General features: G+C 31.2%; 20 protein-coding genes and 1 rRNA gene. 14 read left to right on the plus strand and 7 right to left on the minus strand.

Annotated elements, in window-relative coordinates:
- Positions 1-12: 12 nt before the first annotated feature.
- The 8 genes from AC13CQ_RS08160 to AC13CQ_RS08195 all read left to right on the plus strand — a co-directional run bounded on the left by AC13CQ_RS08160 (position 13) and on the right by AC13CQ_RS08195 (position 7,865).
- Entirely contained in the window at positions 13-990 is a 978-nt protein-coding gene (locus AC13CQ_RS08160; RefSeq protein ID WP_482882816.1) for a stage II sporulation protein M, read from the plus strand.
- On the plus strand, positions 977-1,909 hold the full coding sequence (locus tag AC13CQ_RS08165) for a hypothetical protein (protein WP_482882817.1): 933 nt from the start codon (positions 977-979) through the stop codon (positions 1,907-1,909). Before AC13CQ_RS08160 ends, AC13CQ_RS08165 begins: the two co-directional genes overlap by 14 nt.
- Before the next feature lies 1 nt (position 1,910).
- Positions 1,911-2,660, plus strand: coding sequence for a DUF4129 domain-containing protein (locus AC13CQ_RS08170; RefSeq protein WP_482882818.1), 750 nt, complete (start codon positions 1,911-1,913; stop codon positions 2,658-2,660).
- On the plus strand, positions 2,657-3,853 hold the full coding sequence (locus AC13CQ_RS08175; RefSeq protein ID WP_482882819.1) for a DUF4350 domain-containing protein: 1,197 nt from the start codon (positions 2,657-2,659) through the stop codon (positions 3,851-3,853). The genes AC13CQ_RS08170 and AC13CQ_RS08175 overlap by 4 nt, the downstream gene beginning before the upstream one ends.
- A 2-nt stretch (positions 3,854-3,855) precedes the next feature.
- The gene (locus AC13CQ_RS08180; RefSeq protein WP_482882820.1) at positions 3,856-4,914 is read left to right on the plus strand and encodes an AAA family ATPase; all 1,059 of its coding nucleotides are present in this window, start codon (positions 3,856-3,858) and stop codon (positions 4,912-4,914) included.
- 24 nt (positions 4,915-4,938) lie between these two features.
- Positions 4,939-6,270: a DUF58 domain-containing protein gene (locus AC13CQ_RS08185; protein WP_456867495.1), complete on the plus strand. Its 1,332-nt coding sequence runs from the start codon at positions 4,939-4,941 to the stop codon at positions 6,268-6,270.
- Positions 6,271-6,373: 103 nt separating this feature from the next.
- Positions 6,374-6,802, plus strand: coding sequence for a DUF2141 domain-containing protein (locus tag AC13CQ_RS08190; protein WP_008612989.1), 429 nt, complete (start codon positions 6,374-6,376; stop codon positions 6,800-6,802).
- A gap of 121 nt (positions 6,803-6,923) precedes the next feature.
- Positions 6,924-7,865 carry a LysR substrate-binding domain-containing protein gene (locus AC13CQ_RS08195; RefSeq protein ID WP_482882821.1) on the plus strand — a complete coding sequence of 314 codons (942 nt, stop codon included), beginning with the start codon at positions 6,924-6,926 and terminating at the stop codon, positions 7,863-7,865.
- A gap of 46 nt (positions 7,866-7,911) precedes the next feature.
- Here AC13CQ_RS08195 and AC13CQ_RS08200 read toward each other — a convergent pair whose 3' ends face one another.
- A complete protein-coding gene (locus tag AC13CQ_RS08200) occupies positions 7,912-8,109 on the minus strand; it encodes a hypothetical protein (protein ID WP_008612991.1) in 198 nt (65 codons plus the stop codon).
- Positions 8,110-8,205: 96 nt separating this feature from the next.
- Complete coding sequence (locus AC13CQ_RS08205; RefSeq protein ID WP_335588017.1) at positions 8,206-8,577, minus strand: DUF805 domain-containing protein; 372 nt, start codon at positions 8,575-8,577, stop codon at positions 8,206-8,208.
- Positions 8,578-8,953: 376 nt separating this feature from the next.
- Here AC13CQ_RS08205 and AC13CQ_RS08210 point away from each other — a divergent pair, with 376 nt between their 5' ends.
- The 4 genes from AC13CQ_RS08210 (at position 8,954) to AC13CQ_RS08225 (ending at position 13,226) form a co-directional block, all read left to right on the plus strand.
- Positions 8,954-10,216, plus strand: coding sequence for a D-alanyl-D-alanine carboxypeptidase/D-alanyl-D-alanine-endopeptidase (locus tag AC13CQ_RS08210; protein WP_482882822.1), 1,263 nt, complete (start codon positions 8,954-8,956; stop codon positions 10,214-10,216).
- A 226-nt stretch (positions 10,217-10,442) separates the two neighbouring features.
- Positions 10,443-11,852, plus strand: coding sequence for a 23S rRNA (uracil(1939)-C(5))-methyltransferase RlmD (rlmD, locus tag AC13CQ_RS08215; protein WP_335588016.1), 1,410 nt, complete (start codon positions 10,443-10,445; stop codon positions 11,850-11,852).
- A 41-nt stretch (positions 11,853-11,893) separates the two neighbouring features.
- Positions 11,894-12,445 (plus strand): DUF6452 family protein, encoded by a 552-nt coding sequence (locus tag AC13CQ_RS08220; protein ID WP_337900129.1) that lies wholly within the window; start codon positions 11,894-11,896, stop codon positions 12,443-12,445.
- Positions 12,426-13,226: a DUF6048 family protein gene (locus tag AC13CQ_RS08225; RefSeq protein ID WP_008613004.1), complete on the plus strand. Its 801-nt coding sequence runs from the start codon at positions 12,426-12,428 to the stop codon at positions 13,224-13,226. Before AC13CQ_RS08220 ends, AC13CQ_RS08225 begins: the two co-directional genes overlap by 20 nt.
- Here the strand turns inward: AC13CQ_RS08225 and AC13CQ_RS08230 are convergent.
- Both AC13CQ_RS08230 and AC13CQ_RS08235 read right to left on the minus strand, forming a co-directional pair.
- Positions 13,223-13,459, minus strand: coding sequence for a hypothetical protein (locus AC13CQ_RS08230; protein WP_008613006.1), 237 nt, complete (start codon positions 13,457-13,459; stop codon positions 13,223-13,225). The two genes, AC13CQ_RS08225 and AC13CQ_RS08230, sit on opposite strands and share 4 nt — an antisense overlap.
- A gap of 134 nt (positions 13,460-13,593) precedes the next feature.
- Positions 13,594-14,754: a THUMP domain-containing class I SAM-dependent RNA methyltransferase gene (locus AC13CQ_RS08235; RefSeq protein WP_337900130.1), complete on the minus strand. Its 1,161-nt coding sequence runs from the start codon at positions 14,752-14,754 to the stop codon at positions 13,594-13,596.
- 64 nt (positions 14,755-14,818) lie between these two features.
- Here AC13CQ_RS08235 and AC13CQ_RS08240 point away from each other — a divergent pair, with 64 nt between their 5' ends.
- Positions 14,819-15,520, plus strand: coding sequence for a ZIP family metal transporter (locus AC13CQ_RS08240; RefSeq protein ID WP_008613011.1), 702 nt, complete (start codon positions 14,819-14,821; stop codon positions 15,518-15,520).
- A gap of 431 nt (positions 15,521-15,951) precedes the next feature.
- Here AC13CQ_RS08240 and AC13CQ_RS08245 read toward each other — a convergent pair whose 3' ends face one another.
- On the minus strand, positions 15,952-17,148 hold the full coding sequence (locus AC13CQ_RS08245; RefSeq protein WP_474507227.1) for a Gfo/Idh/MocA family protein: 1,197 nt from the start codon (positions 17,146-17,148) through the stop codon (positions 15,952-15,954).
- 197 nt (positions 17,149-17,345) lie between these two features.
- Here AC13CQ_RS08245 and AC13CQ_RS08250 point away from each other — a divergent pair, with 197 nt between their 5' ends.
- Complete coding sequence (locus tag AC13CQ_RS08250) at positions 17,346-17,774, plus strand: DUF4268 domain-containing protein (protein ID WP_482882823.1); 429 nt, start codon at positions 17,346-17,348, stop codon at positions 17,772-17,774.
- 15 nt (positions 17,775-17,789) lie between these two features.
- Here the strand turns inward: AC13CQ_RS08250 and trhA are convergent, their stop codons facing one another.
- Together trhA and rrf are read right to left on the minus strand one after the other, a co-directional pair.
- Entirely contained in the window at positions 17,790-18,419 is a 630-nt protein-coding gene (gene trhA, locus AC13CQ_RS08255; RefSeq protein ID WP_337900132.1) for a PAQR family membrane homeostasis protein TrhA, read from the minus strand.
- 870 nt (positions 18,420-19,289) lie between these two features.
- Positions 19,290-19,380: ribosomal RNA gene (gene rrf / locus AC13CQ_RS08260) — 5S ribosomal RNA — on the minus strand; the annotation flags it as partial.

Genomic DNA, 19,380 nt, shown 5'->3' on the forward strand with positions numbered 1-19,380 from the left:
TTTTTATTCTACATGAGAGAAGTTGCATTTATCAAACAAAATAAAGAAAAATGGCTCAATTTTGAAAAGGCTATTTTCCATAATCAATTTAAAGATCCAGACGACCTTGCTTCTCAGTACATTCATTTAATTAATGATTTGTCTTTTGCGCAAACCTATTACCCCAAAAGTAAAATAATAAACTATTTAAATCAGCTTGCTGCAAAAGCATTTCAAAAAATATATCGGACAAAAAGGCAAGATACTAATAGAATTTTATCTTTTTGGAAAACAGAAGCTCCTCTTATAGTATTTCAATACCGAAGATATATTGCTTACGCTTTTATTATTTTTTTCTGTTTTGTTACTATCGGAGTTATTTCCGCAGCAAACGACACTACTTTTGTTAGACTTATTTTAGGAGAAGATTATGTAAATAGAACTCTAGAGAACATTCAAAAAGGAGATCCTGTTGCTATTTATAAAACTGGAAGTAATTGGGGTGGGTTTTTAGCTATTACATTTAACAATCTCTTTGTTGGTATAAAATCTTTTATTTATGGCATTTTTGGGGGTTTAGGAACAGGGTTTGTACTTATGCAAAATGGAATTATGTTGGGCGCATTTCAATATATGTTTCAGCAAGAAGGTGTTTTCTGGGAGAGTGTACGTGGTATTTGGATCCACGGAGCTATGGAAATTTTTGCAATTGTAATTGAAGGAGCTGCAGGCTTACTTCTAGGTGCTAGTATTTTGTTTCCAAAAACTTTTACCAGAATAGAATCTTTTAAAATTGGAGTAAAAGATGGTGTAAAAATTTTAATAAGCACCTTCCCTTTTACCATTGCAGCAGGTTTTTTGGAGGGTTTTGTAACTCGCTATTCTAATGCTATGCCACATTTTCTCTCTGTAGGAATTATATTAATTACACTTGGTATAATATCGTATTACTTTTTAATTTACCCAACTATTGTTTTTAAAAAAATAACCAAAAATTATGCAGCTCTATAAATCCAGATCTTTTGGAGACTTTTTTTCTGATACATTTACTTTTCTAAAAGAAAACGGAAAACACTTTTATAAAAACTACTTTATCATCAATGGGATCTTTATTATTCCATTAATGGTAATGATATTTTTCTTTTTCCGCTTTTATAACAATATAATATTCTCAGATTTTACAACTGGTTCTGGAGACCCTTTTACCAATTATATCGATGAAAATATAGGCACTGTTTTAATATTTGGTTCTTTATTTTTTATACTTGGACTCTTACTAGGAGTTATTAATTATGCATATACTCCAATTTATTTTCTTCTATTTGAAAAGCACGGCGGCAAGAATTTTACTAAAAATGATCTTATAAATGAATTAAAAACACAGTTAGGAAAGATTTTTATCTTTTTATTAGCAGGGTTTTTAATTGCAATTCCTACATTTATAGCAATCTTAATTATTTGTGGGATTCTAGCCGTAACTATTATAGGAATTCCATTACTTTTAATTGTTTTTGCATGGCTAGCTCAGTTTTACTTTATAGCTTTTATAGCCTATTTACAAACAGACAAAGGAGTTTTTGATTGTTTCTCGTACAGTTTTAATCTTTCCTTCAAAAAGTTTTGGTCTGCAAATGGTTGTGTAGCATTGTTTTATATAATTATTCAAACAGTACAAACTATCATAACAATAATTCCTTATAGTTTTTTAATAGGCTCCTTTGTTTTAGGTGCTGAAAACGGTTCTAACACAAACGAACAAACACTAACTGCAATTACTTTAATGACAATTACCTATATGGTTGCCTTCTTTATAAACCTAATAATGGTTACTGTTTTACAAATGAATGAAAGCATTATTTACTTTAGCTTAAAAGAAGAAACCGAAAACATTAATACAAAAAGTGTGATAGACGAAATAGGAAGTTATTAATATGCGATTAAAACGATTACTCTTTTTTTTATTATTTCTCACGCTTACTTTTAGTTTTGGACAAACAGCTGCCAATAAAAAAAGTATTGGAGACACACTTACTATTGATAGAAATTCCGCTATAGAAAAGCGTAGTTATACAGAAGATTTTAAAGACAATTATACTGCTGAAAAATATCAATATGAAGTGGATGCCGCGCCAAATGGTTGGTTTTCTAGACTGAAACAATGGTTTAAAGACCTTTTTATAAAGTTATTTCAGCTAAACAATGATGTCGAAGCAAATAAATTAATAGATATTATTTCTCGGATTGTCTATTTACTCATTATTATTGTTGTAATCTACATCATTGTAAAAGCTATTTTAAATAAAGAAGGAAGATGGATTTTTGGTCGCTATTCTGATAAAAAAAGTCTTAACATTCAAGATATAGAAGCCAATATCCATAAAACCGATTTCAAAACTCTAATTGAGCAAGCATCTAAAGAAGAAAATTATAGACTAGCCATTCGTTATTATTATTTATGGCTTTTAAAAGAACTTTCAGAAAGAGAATATATAGATTATGACGTTGAAAAAACAAATAGCGATTATATAAATGAACTTAATGATGCTAGCTTAAAAACAAAATTCTCATACACTTCTTACCTTTATAATTATATCTGGTATGGAGAGTTTCCTATTGAAAAATTGGCTTATACAGGGGCAGTAGATCGTTTTGAAAACCTTTTAAATTTGGTTAGAAAATGAACAGGACTTTAAAAATATACTTAAGCGTTTTGGTTTTACTGTTTATTGGAGCTATTATTTTTGAAGTTTCAAGACCCAAACCTGTTGACTGGACTCCTTCTTTTAGTGAAAAACATACCATTCCCTATGGGCTTAAAGTTTTCCGAGATGAGTTACCGAGTCTCTTTCCAAACGATTCTATTGTAAATTTACATCGAACTGCATATGAGTTTTTAAACGACCATTATAATTGGGAAGATTCTACCTATTCTATAAAAGGGAGTTATCTAAAAATTAATCCAAACTTTACTATTGATGCGGTTTCAGTAGAAAAAATATTAGAATTTGCCAGCCAAGGAAATACTGTTTTTATTGCTTCGGAACAATTTCCACAAATATTACAAGATACGCTTCAATTTAAATTAAAAAATAACTATAGTTTTAGTGGAAGCGCTACTTTTAAATTATCTAATAACGCTTTTAAAGGAGATTCTATTGTTGCATCTAAAGGAAGTAGTAATTATTATTTCCACGAATTAAATAAAGAAAATACTACTGTTTTAGGCTCTCAAAAATTTAAAGAAGAACATATTAATTTCATTAAAATAAAATTTAAAAAAGGAGCTATTCTCTTACATACACAGCCTTATGCGTTTACCAATTATTATCTTTTAAAAGACACTAATTACAACTATGTTTCAGATGTTTTAACGTATGTACCAAATGGAACTGTGCTTTTTGACTCAGATTATAAGGAAGGGACGTATGTCTCCGACTCTCCTTTACGCTTTATTTTCTCACAACCTTCTTTAAAGTGGGCATGGCTTTTAGCACTATTTTTTATTATTACTTTTATGCTTTTTAATGCGAAAAGGAGGCAAAGAGCAATAAAAATTATAACTCCATTACGCAATACTACCGTACAATTTACAAAAACAGTAGCCAATTTATATTACGAGTCTAAAGACCACACAAATATTATTGATAAAAAAATAACCTATTTCTTTGAACAAATCCGGAGAGATTATCATTTAAATACAGAACTTTTAGATGACAAATTTATAAGCAGATTAGCATCCAAAACTGGAGTTAGTAAAAATAAAGTACAAAAACTTATTCAATATATTCTGGCTTTAAGAACTAAAACTATACATACCGAAAAAGACCTTGTAGATTTAAATAAATTAATTGAAGAATTTTATCAGAAAAAATAAATATGGACACACCGATAGAAAATCAATCTGAAGAACAAAATAACGATCTAAATAACGACCAAAACAATGAGCAGAATCCGCAACCTAAGGATTTAGCTTTTACAAATAGAATAGATCTTACAGAACTCCAAACTGCAATTAATGGCATAAAAACAGAAATAGGAAAAGTTATTGTTGGTCAGAAACACATGATTGATATGCTCCTAACAGCCCTGCTAGCCAATGGTCATGTTTTAATTGAAGGAGTTCCAGGAATTGCAAAAACCATTACGGCAAAATTATTAGCTAAAACACTTACTGTAGATTTTAGTAGAATTCAATTTACGCCAGATTTAATGCCTTCTGATATTTTAGGAACTTCAATTTTCGACCTTAAAAAATCTGAATTCGAGTTTAAAAAAGGCCCTGTTTTTACCAATATGCTACTTATAGATGAAATTAATAGAGCTCCTGCAAAAACTCAAGCTGCACTTTTTGAAGTAATGGAAGAAAAACAAATAACCATGGACGGAACCCGCTACTTATTACCGCCTCCATTTATGGTTCTTGCCACTCAAAATCCAATAGAACAAGAAGGAACCTACCGATTGCCAGAGGCACAACTAGACCGTTTTTTGTTTAAAATAGACATCCATTACCCTACTTTAGAAGAAGAAGTTGAAATTATTTTAAGAGAACATCAATTAAAAGAAAATAAAAAAATTGACCAAGTAACTCCTTTTTTAACACAAGAAGAAATTATTAAATACCAAGAATTGGTAAACGAAATTATTATAGAGCCCAACCTCATTAAATATATTGCTGAAATTGTAAGTCAAACACGTAGCAATGAGTTTTTATATATGGGGGCTTCTCCTAGAGCATCCATTGCTATATTAAAGGCATCAAAGGCTTTTGCCGCTATTAATGGTCGTGATTTTGTAACTCCAGAAGATATTAAAACAGTGGCTTTACCAGTAATTCAACACCGAATTATTATTACTCCAGAACGAGAAATGGAAGGTATTACTGCTAAGCAAATAGTAAATCAATTAATTCAAAGTATCGAAATTCCACGATAAAACACTTTTGAAAAAACATTTTTTATGAAACTCATCAAGCAACTTTATATCGAAAATCGATTTTATTATTTCGCTTCAGGGATAGTTGTATTATTTCTGTTGAGTTTTATTTTAGAGTGGTTATTTTTTATTGCACAAATAGCTTTCTTTAGCTTTATAGCTTTTTTTGTTTTGGATATTTTAGTGTTATTCTTTGTAAAAAAAGGGTTGATAGCTTCAAGAGAAGCACCAGATAAATTCTCTAACGGCGATCAAAATATCATCCTTATTCACCTAGAAAACCAATATAATTTTCCAGTAAATGCCATTATTATTGATGAAATCCCAGAGCAATTTCAAATTCGTAATTTCAAAATTTCTAAAGCGTTAAAAGCTTCAGAGAAGTCAACATTACAATATGAACTCAGACCAACAAAGCGTGGAGAATATTATTTTGGAAGACTCAACATATACATTTCTAGCTTTATAGGTTTTGTTAGTAAGCGTTATTTATTTTCAGAAAATAAAATGGTTCCTACATATCCTGCCTTTCTTCAGTTAAAAAAATACGATTTACTGGCCATTTCAAACAGTTTACATCAATATGGAATAAAAAAAATACGAAGAATTGGACATACCATGGAATTCGAGCAGATAAAAGAATATGTTCAAGGAGACGATTTAAGAACAATTAATTGGAAAGCCACAGCTAAGAGAAACCAATTAATGGTAAATCAATTTCAAGATGAAAAATCGCAACCAGTATACGCTGTTATAGACAAAGGACGTGTAATGAAAATGCCTTTTAATGATTTAAGTTTATTAGATTATGCCATTAATGCTACTTTGGTAATTAGCAATGTTGTTTTAAAAAAGCAAGACAAAGCTGGAATGTTTACCTTTTCTAAGAAAGTAGAAAATACTGTAATTGCCGAACGTAGAAACAGTCAGATGAATCTTATTTTAGAAACGCTATACAATGTAGAAACTGATTTTTTTGAAAGTGATTTCGGACGACTTTATGCAGATATAAAAACGCATATTAACCAACGTAGTTTGCTTTTTTTATATACCAATTTTGAAACTTTAGATGCGCTTCACAGACAAATTCCTTACTTAAAAGCCATTGCTAAAAACCATTTACTTGTAGTTGTATTTTTTGATAATACAGAATTAGATTCGCTCATCAAAAATCCAGCTAATTCTATTCAGGAAGTGTATGATAAAGTAATTGCAGAAAAGTTTGCTTTTGAAAAACGATTAATTGTTAATGAATTAAAGAAATACGGAATCTATTCAATCCTTACTTCGCCAGAAAACCTTACTATCGACACCATTAATAAGTATCTAGAAATAAAGGCACGCGGACTCATATAATACAATTCATCCATTATAAACAACAACTCAGTAACTAATAATAGTTTTTATCTGTTTTTGTTAAGTTCTTTGGTTTACTAATCAATTTTAAAAGAATTTAATCATGAAAACAGCATCCTTATTAATCGCATTTTTGCTACTTCAAACAATCAATGCACAAGAAATTACTAAAGACAACACTGGAATTAGTATAGACGTTATTATAGACAATATAACCAACAACAACGGAAAAGTATTGCTATCTCTTAATACGGAAGAAACCTTTATGAAAGGAAAAGGTATTATGAATCTGCAAAGTGAAATTGAAAATGGTAAAATCCACGTCACTTTTAACAATGTACCCCCTGGAAAATATGCAATCTTAGCTTTGCATGATGCAAATGATAATAAGCGTATGGATTTTGACACCTCGGGGATGCCAATGGAGAGTTATGGAATGTCTAATAACGAGATGAGCTATGGGCCACCACAATTTAGTGATGCATCATTTACAGTTGGAAAAGAAAATTTGTCGTTCAATATTCGATTTTAATCTATTCCTAGAATCTAAGTTTACTATCATCTTAGCTTAATAATCAGATTTTTAAATCAATTCCTTAACTACTATAAAATTTTCTAATAGTTTTGTATTTTTATGGCTTAAATAATAAAAAATGACCATTACACAATTACAATATGTTTTGGCTGTAGCCGAATATCAAAATTTTACACATGCTGCGGAAAAAAGCTTTGTTACACAGCCTACATTAAGCATGCAAATACAAAAGTTGGAAGATGAGCTAGATATTTTAATTTTTGACAGAAGTAAAAAACCCATTCAACTAACACAAGTAGGAGAAAAAATAGTTGAACAAGCTAAGAATATTGTTAATGAATCTTACCGAATAAAAGATATTGTAGACCAACAAAAAGGTTATATAGGTGGAGAATACCGATTGGGGATTATTCCTACAATAATGCCTACATTACTCCCTCTTTTTCTGAAAAATTTTGTAAATAAATACCCTAAAGTAAATCTTAAAATAGAAGAGCAAAATACAGAAACTCTTATAGAAAAGCTTGAAGATGGTTATTTGGATGCTGCCATTGCCGCTACCCCACTTGATAATGAGAATATAAAAGAACGGGCGCTTTATTATGAGCCATTTGTGGCATACGTTCCAGAAAACCACCGATTAAATAAATTAGATAAAATAAGCGTTAATGATTTAGATCTCGACGATATATTATTATTAGAAGATGGCCATTGTTTCCGTGATGGGGTTATTAATTTATGTAAATCGAAAAAAGGGTTTAGAGATGAACAATTTCAATTGGAAAGCGGCAGCTTCGAAACTATGATGAAATTGGCAGATGAAGGGCTTGGAATGACTTTACTTCCATATTTACACACCTTGAATATGAGTGAAACTCAAAAAAAGCATTTACGTTATTTTACAGAACCTAATCCTGCAAGAGAAGTGAGTTTAATTTATCATAAAAGTGAATTAAAAATCCATATTACAGACGCTTTAAAAGATATTGTTTCTGGAGTTGTAAGAGGAGCAATTGCATTTCAAAATGTAAAAATAGTGAGCCCTCTCCATAAAAAATAGAAGTTTTGTAAAACAAAAAAATCCGCTTGTAGCGGATTTTTTTATGTTATTGTTTAAAATAAATTAATGATTTAGATAATTCGGGTTTCCCTTGAATGTAAAAATTAAGCCATATTCTTAACTCATCCAATTCATAGGGTAACAACCTTTTAGCAGCTTTCTCCAATTCTTTACAAAATAGTTTAGGATCAAAACTTACTTTTTGTAACACCGTTTTGGTGTATTCAAACATAGCTCTTGCCATTGTCTTATAGGTTTAATAATTGGTTGTCTAAAATTAACGTTAGATTCAATATAAAATTGTTGGTTAACCGTTAAAATCAAATTTTAAATGTTAAAGTTAAGAAGCACTTCTAATTTCGGATAGCTCTTCATAACGATGTATTTCTTTTGGATTTTGTCCGTATTCATTTACTCCTTCTTGTCCTTCAGCAAATAAAAGCCAAAAACCATAAAAAGGAATCAATTGGTACCATCCTGTATGTCCTAAGTCGTGACATCTTTTAGTATTCTGTGCAACATTAAAATAAAAAACAGGTAAAAGAAAAACCCAAAACAACAAACTCATTCCTGTTGCATCGGTTTCTATTAAATTAACTGATAAGGTTGTAAGAAAAATTGCTATACAATAGCCAATGGCGGAAAAAATTAGACTCAAGCCATATTCTGTTCGTCTAATTCTGCCTTCGTAGGTAAAAGGGTTTTTAAACATAGGTTGATTATTAAAGATTTAGGTTTTATCAAATATAACAATTTTTAAAATATTCAAAATTAATTAGATCAAAATCTCATACTTTTTCGACAAAAGGTTAAGTATTTATTAATAATTAGCGATTTTTATACTTATTTTGAATTTCAAATTATTGTTGTCCGATAAAAGTTAAACGGAATTTATTGGACTCCAATTATATAAAGGTTTTCAAAATGGGAACTCTTGCTATTAATAAAAATGAATAAAAACAGGGTTTTAGAAAGGCTATTTCTTTAAGCTTTTCATTTTATGACAGTTAAGATTTAGTCTTTATTCTTATAGCGAAGCGGTCTTGTATTTGTACTCGGACATTAATGATTTTAAATATTCATATTAAATGAAAAAAATTTATTTTACATTACTAACTATAGCGTTAATAGGTTGTGCCTCAAATAAAAAGCTTAGCAAACAAATCAACCAAAGTTTTGATAATGATTTTTATAAAAATCAATTCACTGGCTTTTTTGTCTATAATCCTACATCTGGAGATACGCTTATAAGTTATAATGGCGATAAATATTTTACGCCTGCTAGTAATACCAAAATTTTTACACTATATACAGCTCATACCCTTCTTCCTGAAAACCTTCCAACCTTAAAATACATTGTTGAAAATAACGAAATTTATATTGAAGGCGTTGGAAATCCAGCTTCTTTACATCCCTATTTAAAAGATAATTCTATGATTGATTTTCTGAAAAATCAGCAAAAAATCAATCTTTTTTATACTAATTTAGAAGACACAAAACTTGGTCCTGGTTGGTCTTGGGATGATTACGACACCTACTATGCACCAGAGAGAAGTGCTTTACCTCTTTATGGAAATATTGTAACAATGGACCAGGGAGATTCTCTTTTTGTTTCTCCAAGTTATTTCAAAGAAAATGTCTCGCTTATCAATGTCAATCGCAGACGATCGATGCATGAAAACAAATTCTATTTAAATCCTTCTAAAAAAGATACCGTTGAAGTTCCTTATATAACAGATAGTAGCGCTGTTAAAGGAATTTTAGAAGATATTCTAAAGAAAAAAATAACTCTTGTTACTGAATTTCCAGAGGGTGAAAAGAAAACAATTTACGGAATAAAAGCGGATTCAGTTTATAAAAGAATGATGCGAGTAAGCGATAATTTTATTGCGGAACAGCTTTTAATACTTTCTTCCTCAATGCTAACCGATACTTTGAGTGGACACAAAGCGCAAGAATACATCCTAAAAAATGAATTAGCAGAAATTCAACAAAATCCAAGATGGGTAGATGGCTCAGGACTTTCTAGATACAATCTCTTTACTCCAGAATCTATGGTTTTTGTTTTGAACAAGTTATACAAGGAAATTCCGAAAGAAACCTTATTCGATATTTTTCCAACTGGCGGAGAAACAGGTACCATAAAAAATTATTTTAAAGGGAATCCTGAGCCATACATACATGCTAAAACTGGAACATTGAGCAATAATTATTGTTTAAGTGGTTATTTAGAAACAAAATCTGGAGAAATTTTGATTTTTAGTTTCATGAATAATCATTACCGAGGTGGAAGTACAGAAGTTAAAAAACACATGACGCCTCTTTTAGAATGGATTAGAGATCATTATTAAACTACCTCAAGGCAAGCCCACAAGGTATTCAAAGAAAACAAGTTTAATTCATTTTGACGCAGAGCCCTTCTGTAAACTCAGCATAGGCTCTGGGGAATTAGCCCCTCTATGAAGGATTAAACTAACTTTCATTATTCAGGAGAACCTAAAAATGTAGGTTTTGGGATTTAACGGCTACTTCAAAATTTATAAGGAAGATTCAAACTAAAAATCCTATTTTTGCGCCATGGCAAGAAAGAATAAAAAACAGATTTTTGAACAGATAGAAGTAATAGATGCTGGTGCTAAAGGAAAAGGAGTTGCTAAAGCTCCCGATGGACGTGTTATCTTTCTTCCTTATGCAGTTCCAGGTGATGTGGTAGATGTACAAACTTTTAAAAAGCGTAAGGCTTATTTTGAAGGAAAAATAGCAAATTTCCATGTAAAATCTCCAAAAAGAACAACTCCAGAATGTGAGCATTTTGGTGTTTGTGGAGGTTGTAAATGGCAAAACATGGGTTATGAGCATCAACTGTTCTATAAACAAAAAGAAGTTGAAAACAACCTTGTTCGGATTGGAAAGGTTCAACTCCCTGAGTTTACTCCTATTTTAGGTTCAGAGAAAAAATATTTCTACCGTAATAAAATGGAATTTTCATTTTCTGATAGTCGCTGGCTTACGTTAGAAGAAATCCAAAGTGATAAAGATTTAGGTGATAAAAATGCCCTAGGATTTCATATTCCAGGTATGTGGGATAAAATTTTAGACATTAATAAATGTCATCTTCAAGAAGATCCTTCCAATGCTATTCGTACTGCAGTTAAAGATTTCGCAATTACACATAATTTCGAATTTTTTAATCCTAGAAATCAAAAAGGACTTTTAAGAACCATGATGATTCGTACTTCTTCTACTGGAGAAATTATGGTTATGATACAGTTTTATGATGATAAAAAAGAGGAACGCGAATTGCTATTAGATTTTCTAAAAGAAGAATTCCCACAGATAACATCTCTACAATATGTGGTGAATCAAAAACCTAATGATACCATTTACGACCAAGAAGTAGTTTGCTATTCTGGAAGAGACCACATTTTTGAAGAAATGGAAGGGTTAAAGTTTAAAATCAATGCCAAATCTTTCTATCAAACAAATTCAGAACAAGCGTACGAATTATATAAGATTACAAGAAACTTTGCAGATTTGTCTGGAGATGAGTTAGTTTACGATTTATATACTGGTACTGGAACTATTGCTCAGTTTGTTGCTAAAAAAGCTAAAAAGGTAGTTGGTGTGGAAGCAGTTCCGGAAGCTATTGAAGATGCCAAAGCAAATGCACAATTAAACGGAATTGAAAACGTTACTTTTTACGCAGGAGACATGAAGGATGTTTTTAATGCTAAGTTTATAAAAGATAATGGTTCGCCAGATGTTATTATTACAGATCCTCCAAGAGACGGAATGCATAAAGATGTGGTGCAACAAATATTAAATATTGCCCCCAATAAAGTAGTTTATGTAAGCTGTAATAGCGCCACTCAAGCTAGAGATTTAGCTTTGATGGATTCAATGTATAAAGTTACAAAAGTACAACCTGTAGATATGTTTCCGCAAACTCATCATGTAGAGAATGTGGTGCTTTTAGAGAAAAGATAAAATCTTGATTTTGAAGATTATTAAGACTGAAATTAATTAGAATGAAAAAAATATTTGCTTTATTTTTTGTGCTTGCCATAGGACTTGCCATTTTTTCCGCATGTGAAAAAGATGATATTTGTCCTGATGATACCTTAACAACGCCCTATTTAAAAGTAGGTTTTTATGATTTCTCAAATCAAGATGCCAATAAAGCTGTTCCAAGCCTTAGAATTATAGGGATTGACAGTACTGGATTTAGAGATACTTTAAATACTTTTATTGATAGATCTAACCAAACTGCTGTTGATATTCCGTTAAAAACATCAGAAAATTCTAGTCAGTTTTTAATTATTTACAACTCTAGAGACAACGAAGAAACAGGAGAAGAATTAGGAAACATAGACACTTTAAAGTTTAATTACACGCGCCAAGAACGTTTTATTTCTAGAGGTTGTGGTTATGCTACTTCTTTTACCGATTTAGTTACTATTTTAAATCCAGCATATACAAACGACACCATCCAAAATCCAGGAGAATGGATTAATGCCATCTTCGATCAAGACGAAAATTTAGAACATCAAGATACTATCCATGTTAAAATATATCATTAGTAGTTTATTTATTTTTAGTGCTCTTATTGGTTATTCTCAAGAGGAAACAATAGTTGCAGATAGTATTGCCACCGATACTATTTCGACTAAAGAAATTGTAAAAGATAGTGTTGTTTATAAACAACGTTATGGACTGCGAGTTGGTATTGATTTAAGTAAACCCCTTCGTTCTATTTTAGATGATAATTACCGCGGATTAGAAATTGTAGGAGATTTTAGAGTTTCTCATAATTTTTATGTAGCTGGTGAATTAGGGAATGAAGAAAAAACTACACAAGAAGACAACTTCAATTTTACAACAAGCGGAAGCTATTTAAAATTAGGATTCGACTGGAATACCTATGAAAATTGGTATGGAATGGAAAACATTATCAATTTAGGAATTCGTTTTGGATTAAGCACGTTTGATCAAACTTTAAATGAGTACCAAATATATACGCCTAATCAATTCTGGAATGAAGCAGATTCTGGTTTAACTGGAGGAGATATGCTTGGAGAATATAGTGGATTAAATGCGCAATGGACCGAAATTGTTTTAGGGATAAAAGTAGAGCTTATAAGAAATATTTTTCTTAGTGGAAGTGTCCGTTTAAACTACCTTATCAATCAAACTGAAGCAAATCAGTTTCCTAATCTATACATTCCAGGCTTCAACAAAGTTACCGATGGAAGTAAATTTGGTGTAGGATATAACTATACATTAACTTATTTAATTCCACTTTTTAAGAGTAATAAGCCTCAGAAAAAAGAGAAAGTAAAAGAAGAGAAAGATCAGAATTAATTTATATCTCTAAAGCCTTTTAGGAATATCCATTTCATTTTAATTTGTTCCTTTCCATTTAATTCTACTACAGCAAATTTTGGTGCTAATATGCTGGCAGCAACTGCAGCAGCCAATACCAAAACAATATGAGATACTTGTGGGAGTAGGTACAATAGACTAAAACGTATTATTAAAAATAGTCCTATAAATCCTACTAAATTATATACTAGAGCTTTTGTTTTAGGTTTCATATTAATTCTTTATTATCGTGATTAATCAACTACCTCGGAGCAAGCCCATGAGGTATTCAAAGGAAACAAATTTAACTTATTTCGACACAGAGTCCTTTGGTAAATTCAGAACAGTTTCTGAGGAATTAAACCCTCTATGAGGGATTATATTTTGCTTTTTTACTTCCTTGGTAAATCTCGTATTTCAATAATTTACTTTCTAGTTTTCCATTAAAAAGTCGGATTCTTCTAGAGGGGCGAAGTCCTACATTTTTAATTGCCTCCATATTTGAAGTTATAAACCATGCATCTGTATTTGGGTAACTTTGCTTTAAAGTATCCCCTATTTCGGCATAAAAAGCTTCCATATCTATTTGAAGTCGCTCTCCATATGGCGGGTTAAAAACCATATGCAATTTCCCTTCCACATTTTTTTCTGAAGCAAAGAAATCTTGTTGCTCAATAGAAATATATTCAGATAAATTAGCATTTTTTACATTATCTTTAGCTTTCATTACTGCTGATGGCGCTTTATCGAAACCATAAATTTTATGATGAAATTCGCGTGTTTTCTTCAAACTACTTTCTACAATTTTTTCAAAAAGATCCTCATCATAATCTCTCCATTTTTCAAAAGAAAACTCTCGCCTATTAATATTGGCAGGAATATTACAAGCAATCATTGCTGCTTCCACAGGAATGGTTCCACTTCCGCACATCGGGTCTAAAAAATCTGATTGCCCATCCCAACCACTTAGCAACAACATTCCAGCTGCCAACACCTCATTAATTGGCGCAATATTAGTAGCTGTTTTATAACCACGCTGGTGTAAGGATTGTCCAGAACTATCTAATGAAACATTACAAAAATCCTTTTGAATATGAATATTAATTCTTAAATCTGGGTATTTTAAATCTACATCTGGACGCTTCCCTTCCGTATTTCTAAACTTGTCTGCAATAGCATCCTTCGTTTTTAAAGCAATAAATAAAGAATGATTAAACTTTTCTGAATTTACAGTTGCATCAATTGCAAAAGTGCTGGAATGAGACATATACGCTGTCCAATCCATTTTATAGATTTTATCGTATAAGTCTTGTTCATCTCTAACCTTAAAACTGTGAATCGGTTTAAGAATTTTAATAGCGGTACGCAAACATAAATTTGCCTTGTACATAAAACCCTTATCGCCTTCAAAAGAAACATTCCTAACGCCCTTCTCTATGTTAATTGCTCCAAGTTTAAGGAGTTCTTTTTCTAAGATTTCTTCAAAACCAAACATGGTTTTGGCAACCATTTTAAAATTATTAGACATCGTATACCTACTTTAAAATACAAAAATACATTAATTTAGCTGTCTTAAATAATAAATACTAGATATGCCCGTCAAAAACGGGACTTTTTATATGTTAAACTACATACTTCCCATATTAGCAGTACTTTTAGGCTATATAATTGTTACCCTATTTAAAGTTAAAGAAAAAGATAGTCTCAAGCTTTTATTAGCTTTTAGTGGTGCTTTTTTATTGTCTATCACTGTTTTTAATTTATTTCCTGAAGTATATCACCATGGAAATCCAAAAAAAACAGGCGTTTTTATAATGTTTGGAATATTGCTTCAAATTTTTCTAGAATTCTTTTCTAAAGGAGCAGAGCATGGCCATGTACACCTTCATGATGATATGCACAAATTCCCTTGGCTCCTTTTTGTCAGCTTAAGTATTCATGCCATTTTAGAAGGATTTCCCATACACGATCACGATACGCTGGTTTATGGAATTATAATTCATAAAATTCCTATTGCCATTATTCTGAGTACCTTTTTTATAAATGCTCAAATGAGTACTACCAAAATTGCTTCTTTTTTAATTCTTTTTTCACTAATGACACCTTTAGGAAGCTTTATAGCTAATAATTTTGAAATAGCACAACAATATTATCATGAAATTTCTGCTGTAGTAATTGGTATCTTCTTACATATTTCTACTGTTATTTTATTTGAAAGTTCTGAAGGTCATAAATTTAACCTCAGAAAGCTAATTGTAATTCTAGTAGGAATTATAATTGCGTATTATATTTAAGCTTTGAAAATAAGTGCATTATTCAACAAAACTAAGTCAACTTTATACTACCAAACACTATTTTACTAATTATATAAAATATTATTGTTGTCCGATAAAAGCTAATAGAATTTATTGAGCTACACTTATATCAAGGTTCAAAATGAGGTTTTCAAGATAGACCCTTGCTATTCCTAAAAATGAATAAAAAAAGAGTTTTTAGTAATGTTGCTTTTTAAAACTACATATTTTAAGATAGTTAAAATTTAGTCTTTGTTCTTTTTTCTTATAGCGAAGCGGTCTTGTATTTTTACTCGGACATTAATAATAAAATATAAATCCCTACAAACCATAATTCAATTCATGATTTGTAGGGATCAATAAACTACCTTGAAGCAGGCTTTAGAATATTCAAATCTCGATTATCGAGTAAAAAATATTATCAATCTCATTTAAGATAAGGATACATCATCCCAATGAACAATTTTATTCTGATGCATTGCATCTATCCCCATTTGTACAGCAATAGCAGTATTCCCTCCAGTTACAACATTAGAAATTGGTTGTTTATTAGTCAAAATACTATCTCTAAAATCCATTAAAGCTTGCTTACTTGGATCTGCATGATGAATATTTAAAGGAATTCCTTTTCCTTCTTCCCAACCTGTTGTAATGGTGGCACCAGAAACTCCATCCACATCTCCAACAACCTTTTTAGCATTATCATACTGTCCCTCAGGATAAAACCAAGCCTGAGTATAATCTAAAATTATGGTTCCTTTATCTCCTATAACTTTAATCTGGTAATCGTCTTTAGCATTAGATGTTAAGCAAGTAAAAGTAGCTTTTACTCCTTTAGGATATTCGTACATTAAATGCACATTATCATAAGTTTCTCGTCCATCTTTCCAATAATCAATACCACCCATTCCCATAACACGCTCTGGAGTAGATTTAGTTACCCAGTTTGCAAAATCTATTTGATGCGAACATAGCTCAGCCACCAAGCCACCAGAATATTCTTCGTACATACGCCAATTAATAGCACGCTCAAGCGATGGGTCTGGCACTGCTCTTCTCCAATCCCAATTACGATTCCATTGACTTTCAAAAGCAGTTATATTCCCTACTTTTCCTTCTTCAATCATTTTTACAACTTCAACATAAAGCCTAGAACTATGGTATTGATGTCCTGTTTGAACAATTTTCCCAGAACTTTCAGCTAGATCAATAAACTCTTTTATTTCTTTGTAACCCCGTGTCATTGTCTTCTCACAGTAAACATGCTTTCCTGCTTTTAAGGCATCCATTGCTATTTTACCATGCGTAGCAAAAGGAGTTGATACAAGTACTGCATCAATATCTTTATTAGCTAATAATTCTTTATAATCTGTATATGATTTAGCTTGTTTCCCTGCACGTCTTAATCCATTTTCTAACCTAAAAGGAAGAACATCACAGCAAGCTGCAACAGTTACTCCATCAATTTCATTTAAAAAAGGAATTAAACCACTCCCTCTATCTCCTGTGCCTATTACAGCTATTTGTATAGGTTTATCAAAATTGTATGTATTGGCAGAAAGTGTTCCAAAAACTGTTGTAGCTGCAACTGCTGCACTACTCTTTACTACAAAATCTCTACGTTTCAAATCTAGTCGGTATTTTTAGGGGTTAATAATTAAGCTTTTTGAAAATAAATATTTATAAAATTCTAAAGCGTGTACGTACCTTATTTTTAATAAAAAAGAAGGGTTGTGAAATTAAACATAAAATCATGAATAAAAAACCATATTAACATTCTCTTTTACAAGAATTGAAATATTTTTGCCTTTATATATAAAAAAATATGTTCAGTAGAGAAGAATCTAAAGCATTACGAAAAGAATTTTGGATTTCATTTGGTAAATCATTTCCTAGAAAGTGGGTTTTATACAATACCAAAATAAAGGACTTCTCCTTTAAATTCGATTTTACTACCAAAAAGGCATTGGTAACTCTGGATATTGAAGACTCAAATCTTGAAAACAGAATTAAATATTATGAAAAACTAGAATCTTTAAAAGCAGTACTAAAAGAAAACTACCTGCCTAATATTATTTATGAAGACATTTATTTTTTAGAAAACGGAAAAGAAATTTCTAGAATCTATATAGAAAAAGACGGCGTGAATATTCATAACAAAAATACTTGGCAAGAAACAATGGTTTTCCTAAATGACACCATGATAAAATTTGAAGAATTCTATTACGAGTTCGAAGATTTTATTAAGGCATAATCTGCTTTCAAAATTTTAATAAGCTCTAATAACGTCCAATATCATAAAAAAGTGAGCTATAGCCCCCGCTAAAACAAACAAATGCCAAATTACATGATGAAATGGAATTTTCTTGATTGCATAGAAAACAACTCCTACCGTATAAAATACACCTCCCAACATCAATAGCAATAACTGATTTTTAGACAAAACCTCCATTAGGTTTTTAAAATCAAAAACAATAAGCCATCCCATTGCTAAGTATAGTAATAGCGACAAGCCTTCAAACCTACCGGTAAAAAACAATTTTAAAATAATTCCAATAGCTGTAATTCCCCAAACAATCCAAAAGAAATACCAACCAATACCATTTGCAAGCGGAATTAAGCAGATGGGAGTATAAGTACCTGCTATTAAAAAGTAAATACTTATATGGTCAAATTTGCGAAGTAAATTTTTAGTTTCAACAGACTTTACATAATGATATATCGTGGAAATTGAAAACAATAAAAATGCAGAAAGTCCATATATCCAAATACTTAAAGTAGCATAGCTTGTTTTATTACTATTATAAAAAATTAATAGCATCAACCCGACAACACTTAATAAAGCTCCTACCCCATGCGTAAGCACATTCCAATATTCTTCTTTAGCAGACTGTTTCATAGTTCAAAAGTAGGATAATATCCTCAGATTTGATAAAAGCTTGATAGATTGTCTGATGTTTTAGGGTTAGTGGGGAGCAGAACGGCTTTATGCTTTAAGCTATATGCAGTAAGCAGTTTCTTGGATCAAAGAGGCAAAGGTTCAAAGATGCAGAGGGACAAAGTTATAAATTTGTAAAGTGGAAATGAAAAAAGAAAACCGAAGTCTGAAGTCGGGAGTTGATGTATTCAGTAGGATGTAGGATTTAGGCAGTTTTTCTTTGTAACATCATAACTCCATAACACCATAACTTTTTAACTCAAAGTGGCAAAGGTTCAAAGATGCAAAGAGCAGTAAGCATTAGGCTATAGGCGGTAGGCAGTTTTTTTCTTCAATCTTTAAATAAGCAGTAGGTTTTTGGTTTATTGTTTATGGTTTGTAGTTTACAAGATTTTCAAAAGAATAAGAATACATTTTTTTTGCATTCCTGACTCTTGATTCCTGACTCTTGATTGAAAATGTACGCTTACTGAACACTGCATTCTGTCTTCCAATTTCCGACTTCTTCAATCCATCAAAGAAGCAAAGGGCAGTAAGCATTATGCGGTAGGCGATAGGCGGTAGGCAGTTTTTTCTTTGTAACATCGTAACTCCATAACACCATAACTTTTTAACTCAAAGAAGCTAAGGCTCAAAGGTTCAAAGAAGCTATATGCAGTAAGCATTAGGCGGTAGACGGTAGACGGTTTTTTTCAAAGTGGCAAAGTGATAAAATCCTTCAATCTTTCAATCCTTCAATCTTTCAATCCTTCAATCTTTCAATTTCCAATGTATTTCCTTAAAAAAAAGGCAAAAAAAAAATCCCCATCAAATAAATGATGAGGATTCTAAAGAAGGCGGCGACCTACTCTCCCACGAAAACGTAGTACCATCGGCGCTGGCGGGCTTAACTGCTCTGTTCGGAATGGGAAGAGGTGAGCCC

It is taken from the genome of Galbibacter sp. L-19 (assembly GCF_056857615.1).

Bases quoted from the DNA above. Each gene is read 5' to 3' on its own strand.
- AC13CQ_RS08235 (WP_337900130.1), bottom strand. From the start codon at position 14,754: ATGTCTAATAATTTTAAAATGGTTGCCAAAACCATGTTTGGTTTTGAA.
- AC13CQ_RS08240 (WP_008613011.1), top strand. From the start codon at position 14,819: ATGCCCGTCAAAAACGGGACTTTTTATATGTTAAACTACATACTTCCC.
- AC13CQ_RS08220 (WP_337900129.1), top strand. From the start codon at position 11,894: ATGAAAAAAATATTTGCTTTATTTTTTGTGCTTGCCATAGGACTTGCC.
- AC13CQ_RS08165 (WP_482882817.1), top strand. From the start codon at position 977: ATGCAGCTCTATAAATCCAGATCTTTTGGAGACTTTTTTTCTGATACA.
- AC13CQ_RS08210 (WP_482882822.1), top strand. From the start codon at position 8,954: ATGAAAAAAATTTATTTTACATTACTAACTATAGCGTTAATAGGTTGT.
- AC13CQ_RS08170 (WP_482882818.1), top strand. From the start codon at position 1,911: ATGCGATTAAAACGATTACTCTTTTTTTTATTATTTCTCACGCTTACT.
- AC13CQ_RS08230 (WP_008613006.1), bottom strand. From the start codon at position 13,459: ATGAAACCTAAAACAAAAGCTCTAGTATATAATTTAGTAGGATTTATA.
- AC13CQ_RS08250 (WP_482882823.1), top strand. From the start codon at position 17,346: ATGTTCAGTAGAGAAGAATCTAAAGCATTACGAAAAGAATTTTGGATT.
- AC13CQ_RS08225 (WP_008613004.1), top strand. From the start codon at position 12,426: ATGTTAAAATATATCATTAGTAGTTTATTTATTTTTAGTGCTCTTATT.
- AC13CQ_RS08205 (WP_335588017.1), bottom strand. From the start codon at position 8,577: ATGTTTAAAAACCCTTTTACCTACGAAGGCAGAATTAGACGAACAGAA.
- AC13CQ_RS08190 (WP_008612989.1), top strand. From the start codon at position 6,374: ATGAAAACAGCATCCTTATTAATCGCATTTTTGCTACTTCAAACAATC.
- AC13CQ_RS08185 (WP_456867495.1), top strand. From the start codon at position 4,939: ATGAAACTCATCAAGCAACTTTATATCGAAAATCGATTTTATTATTTC.
- AC13CQ_RS08160 (WP_482882816.1), top strand. From the start codon at position 13: ATGAGAGAAGTTGCATTTATCAAACAAAATAAAGAAAAATGGCTCAAT.
- AC13CQ_RS08180 (WP_482882820.1), top strand. From the start codon at position 3,856: ATGGACACACCGATAGAAAATCAATCTGAAGAACAAAATAACGATCTA.
- AC13CQ_RS08175 (WP_482882819.1), top strand. From the start codon at position 2,657: ATGAACAGGACTTTAAAAATATACTTAAGCGTTTTGGTTTTACTGTTT.
- AC13CQ_RS08195 (WP_482882821.1), top strand. From the start codon at position 6,924: ATGACCATTACACAATTACAATATGTTTTGGCTGTAGCCGAATATCAA.
- rlmD (WP_335588016.1), top strand. From the start codon at position 10,443: ATGGCAAGAAAGAATAAAAAACAGATTTTTGAACAGATAGAAGTAATA.
- AC13CQ_RS08200 (WP_008612991.1), bottom strand. From the start codon at position 8,109: ATGGCAAGAGCTATGTTTGAATACACCAAAACGGTGTTACAAAAAGTA.
- trhA (WP_337900132.1), bottom strand. From the start codon at position 18,419: ATGAAACAGTCTGCTAAAGAAGAATATTGGAATGTGCTTACGCATGGG.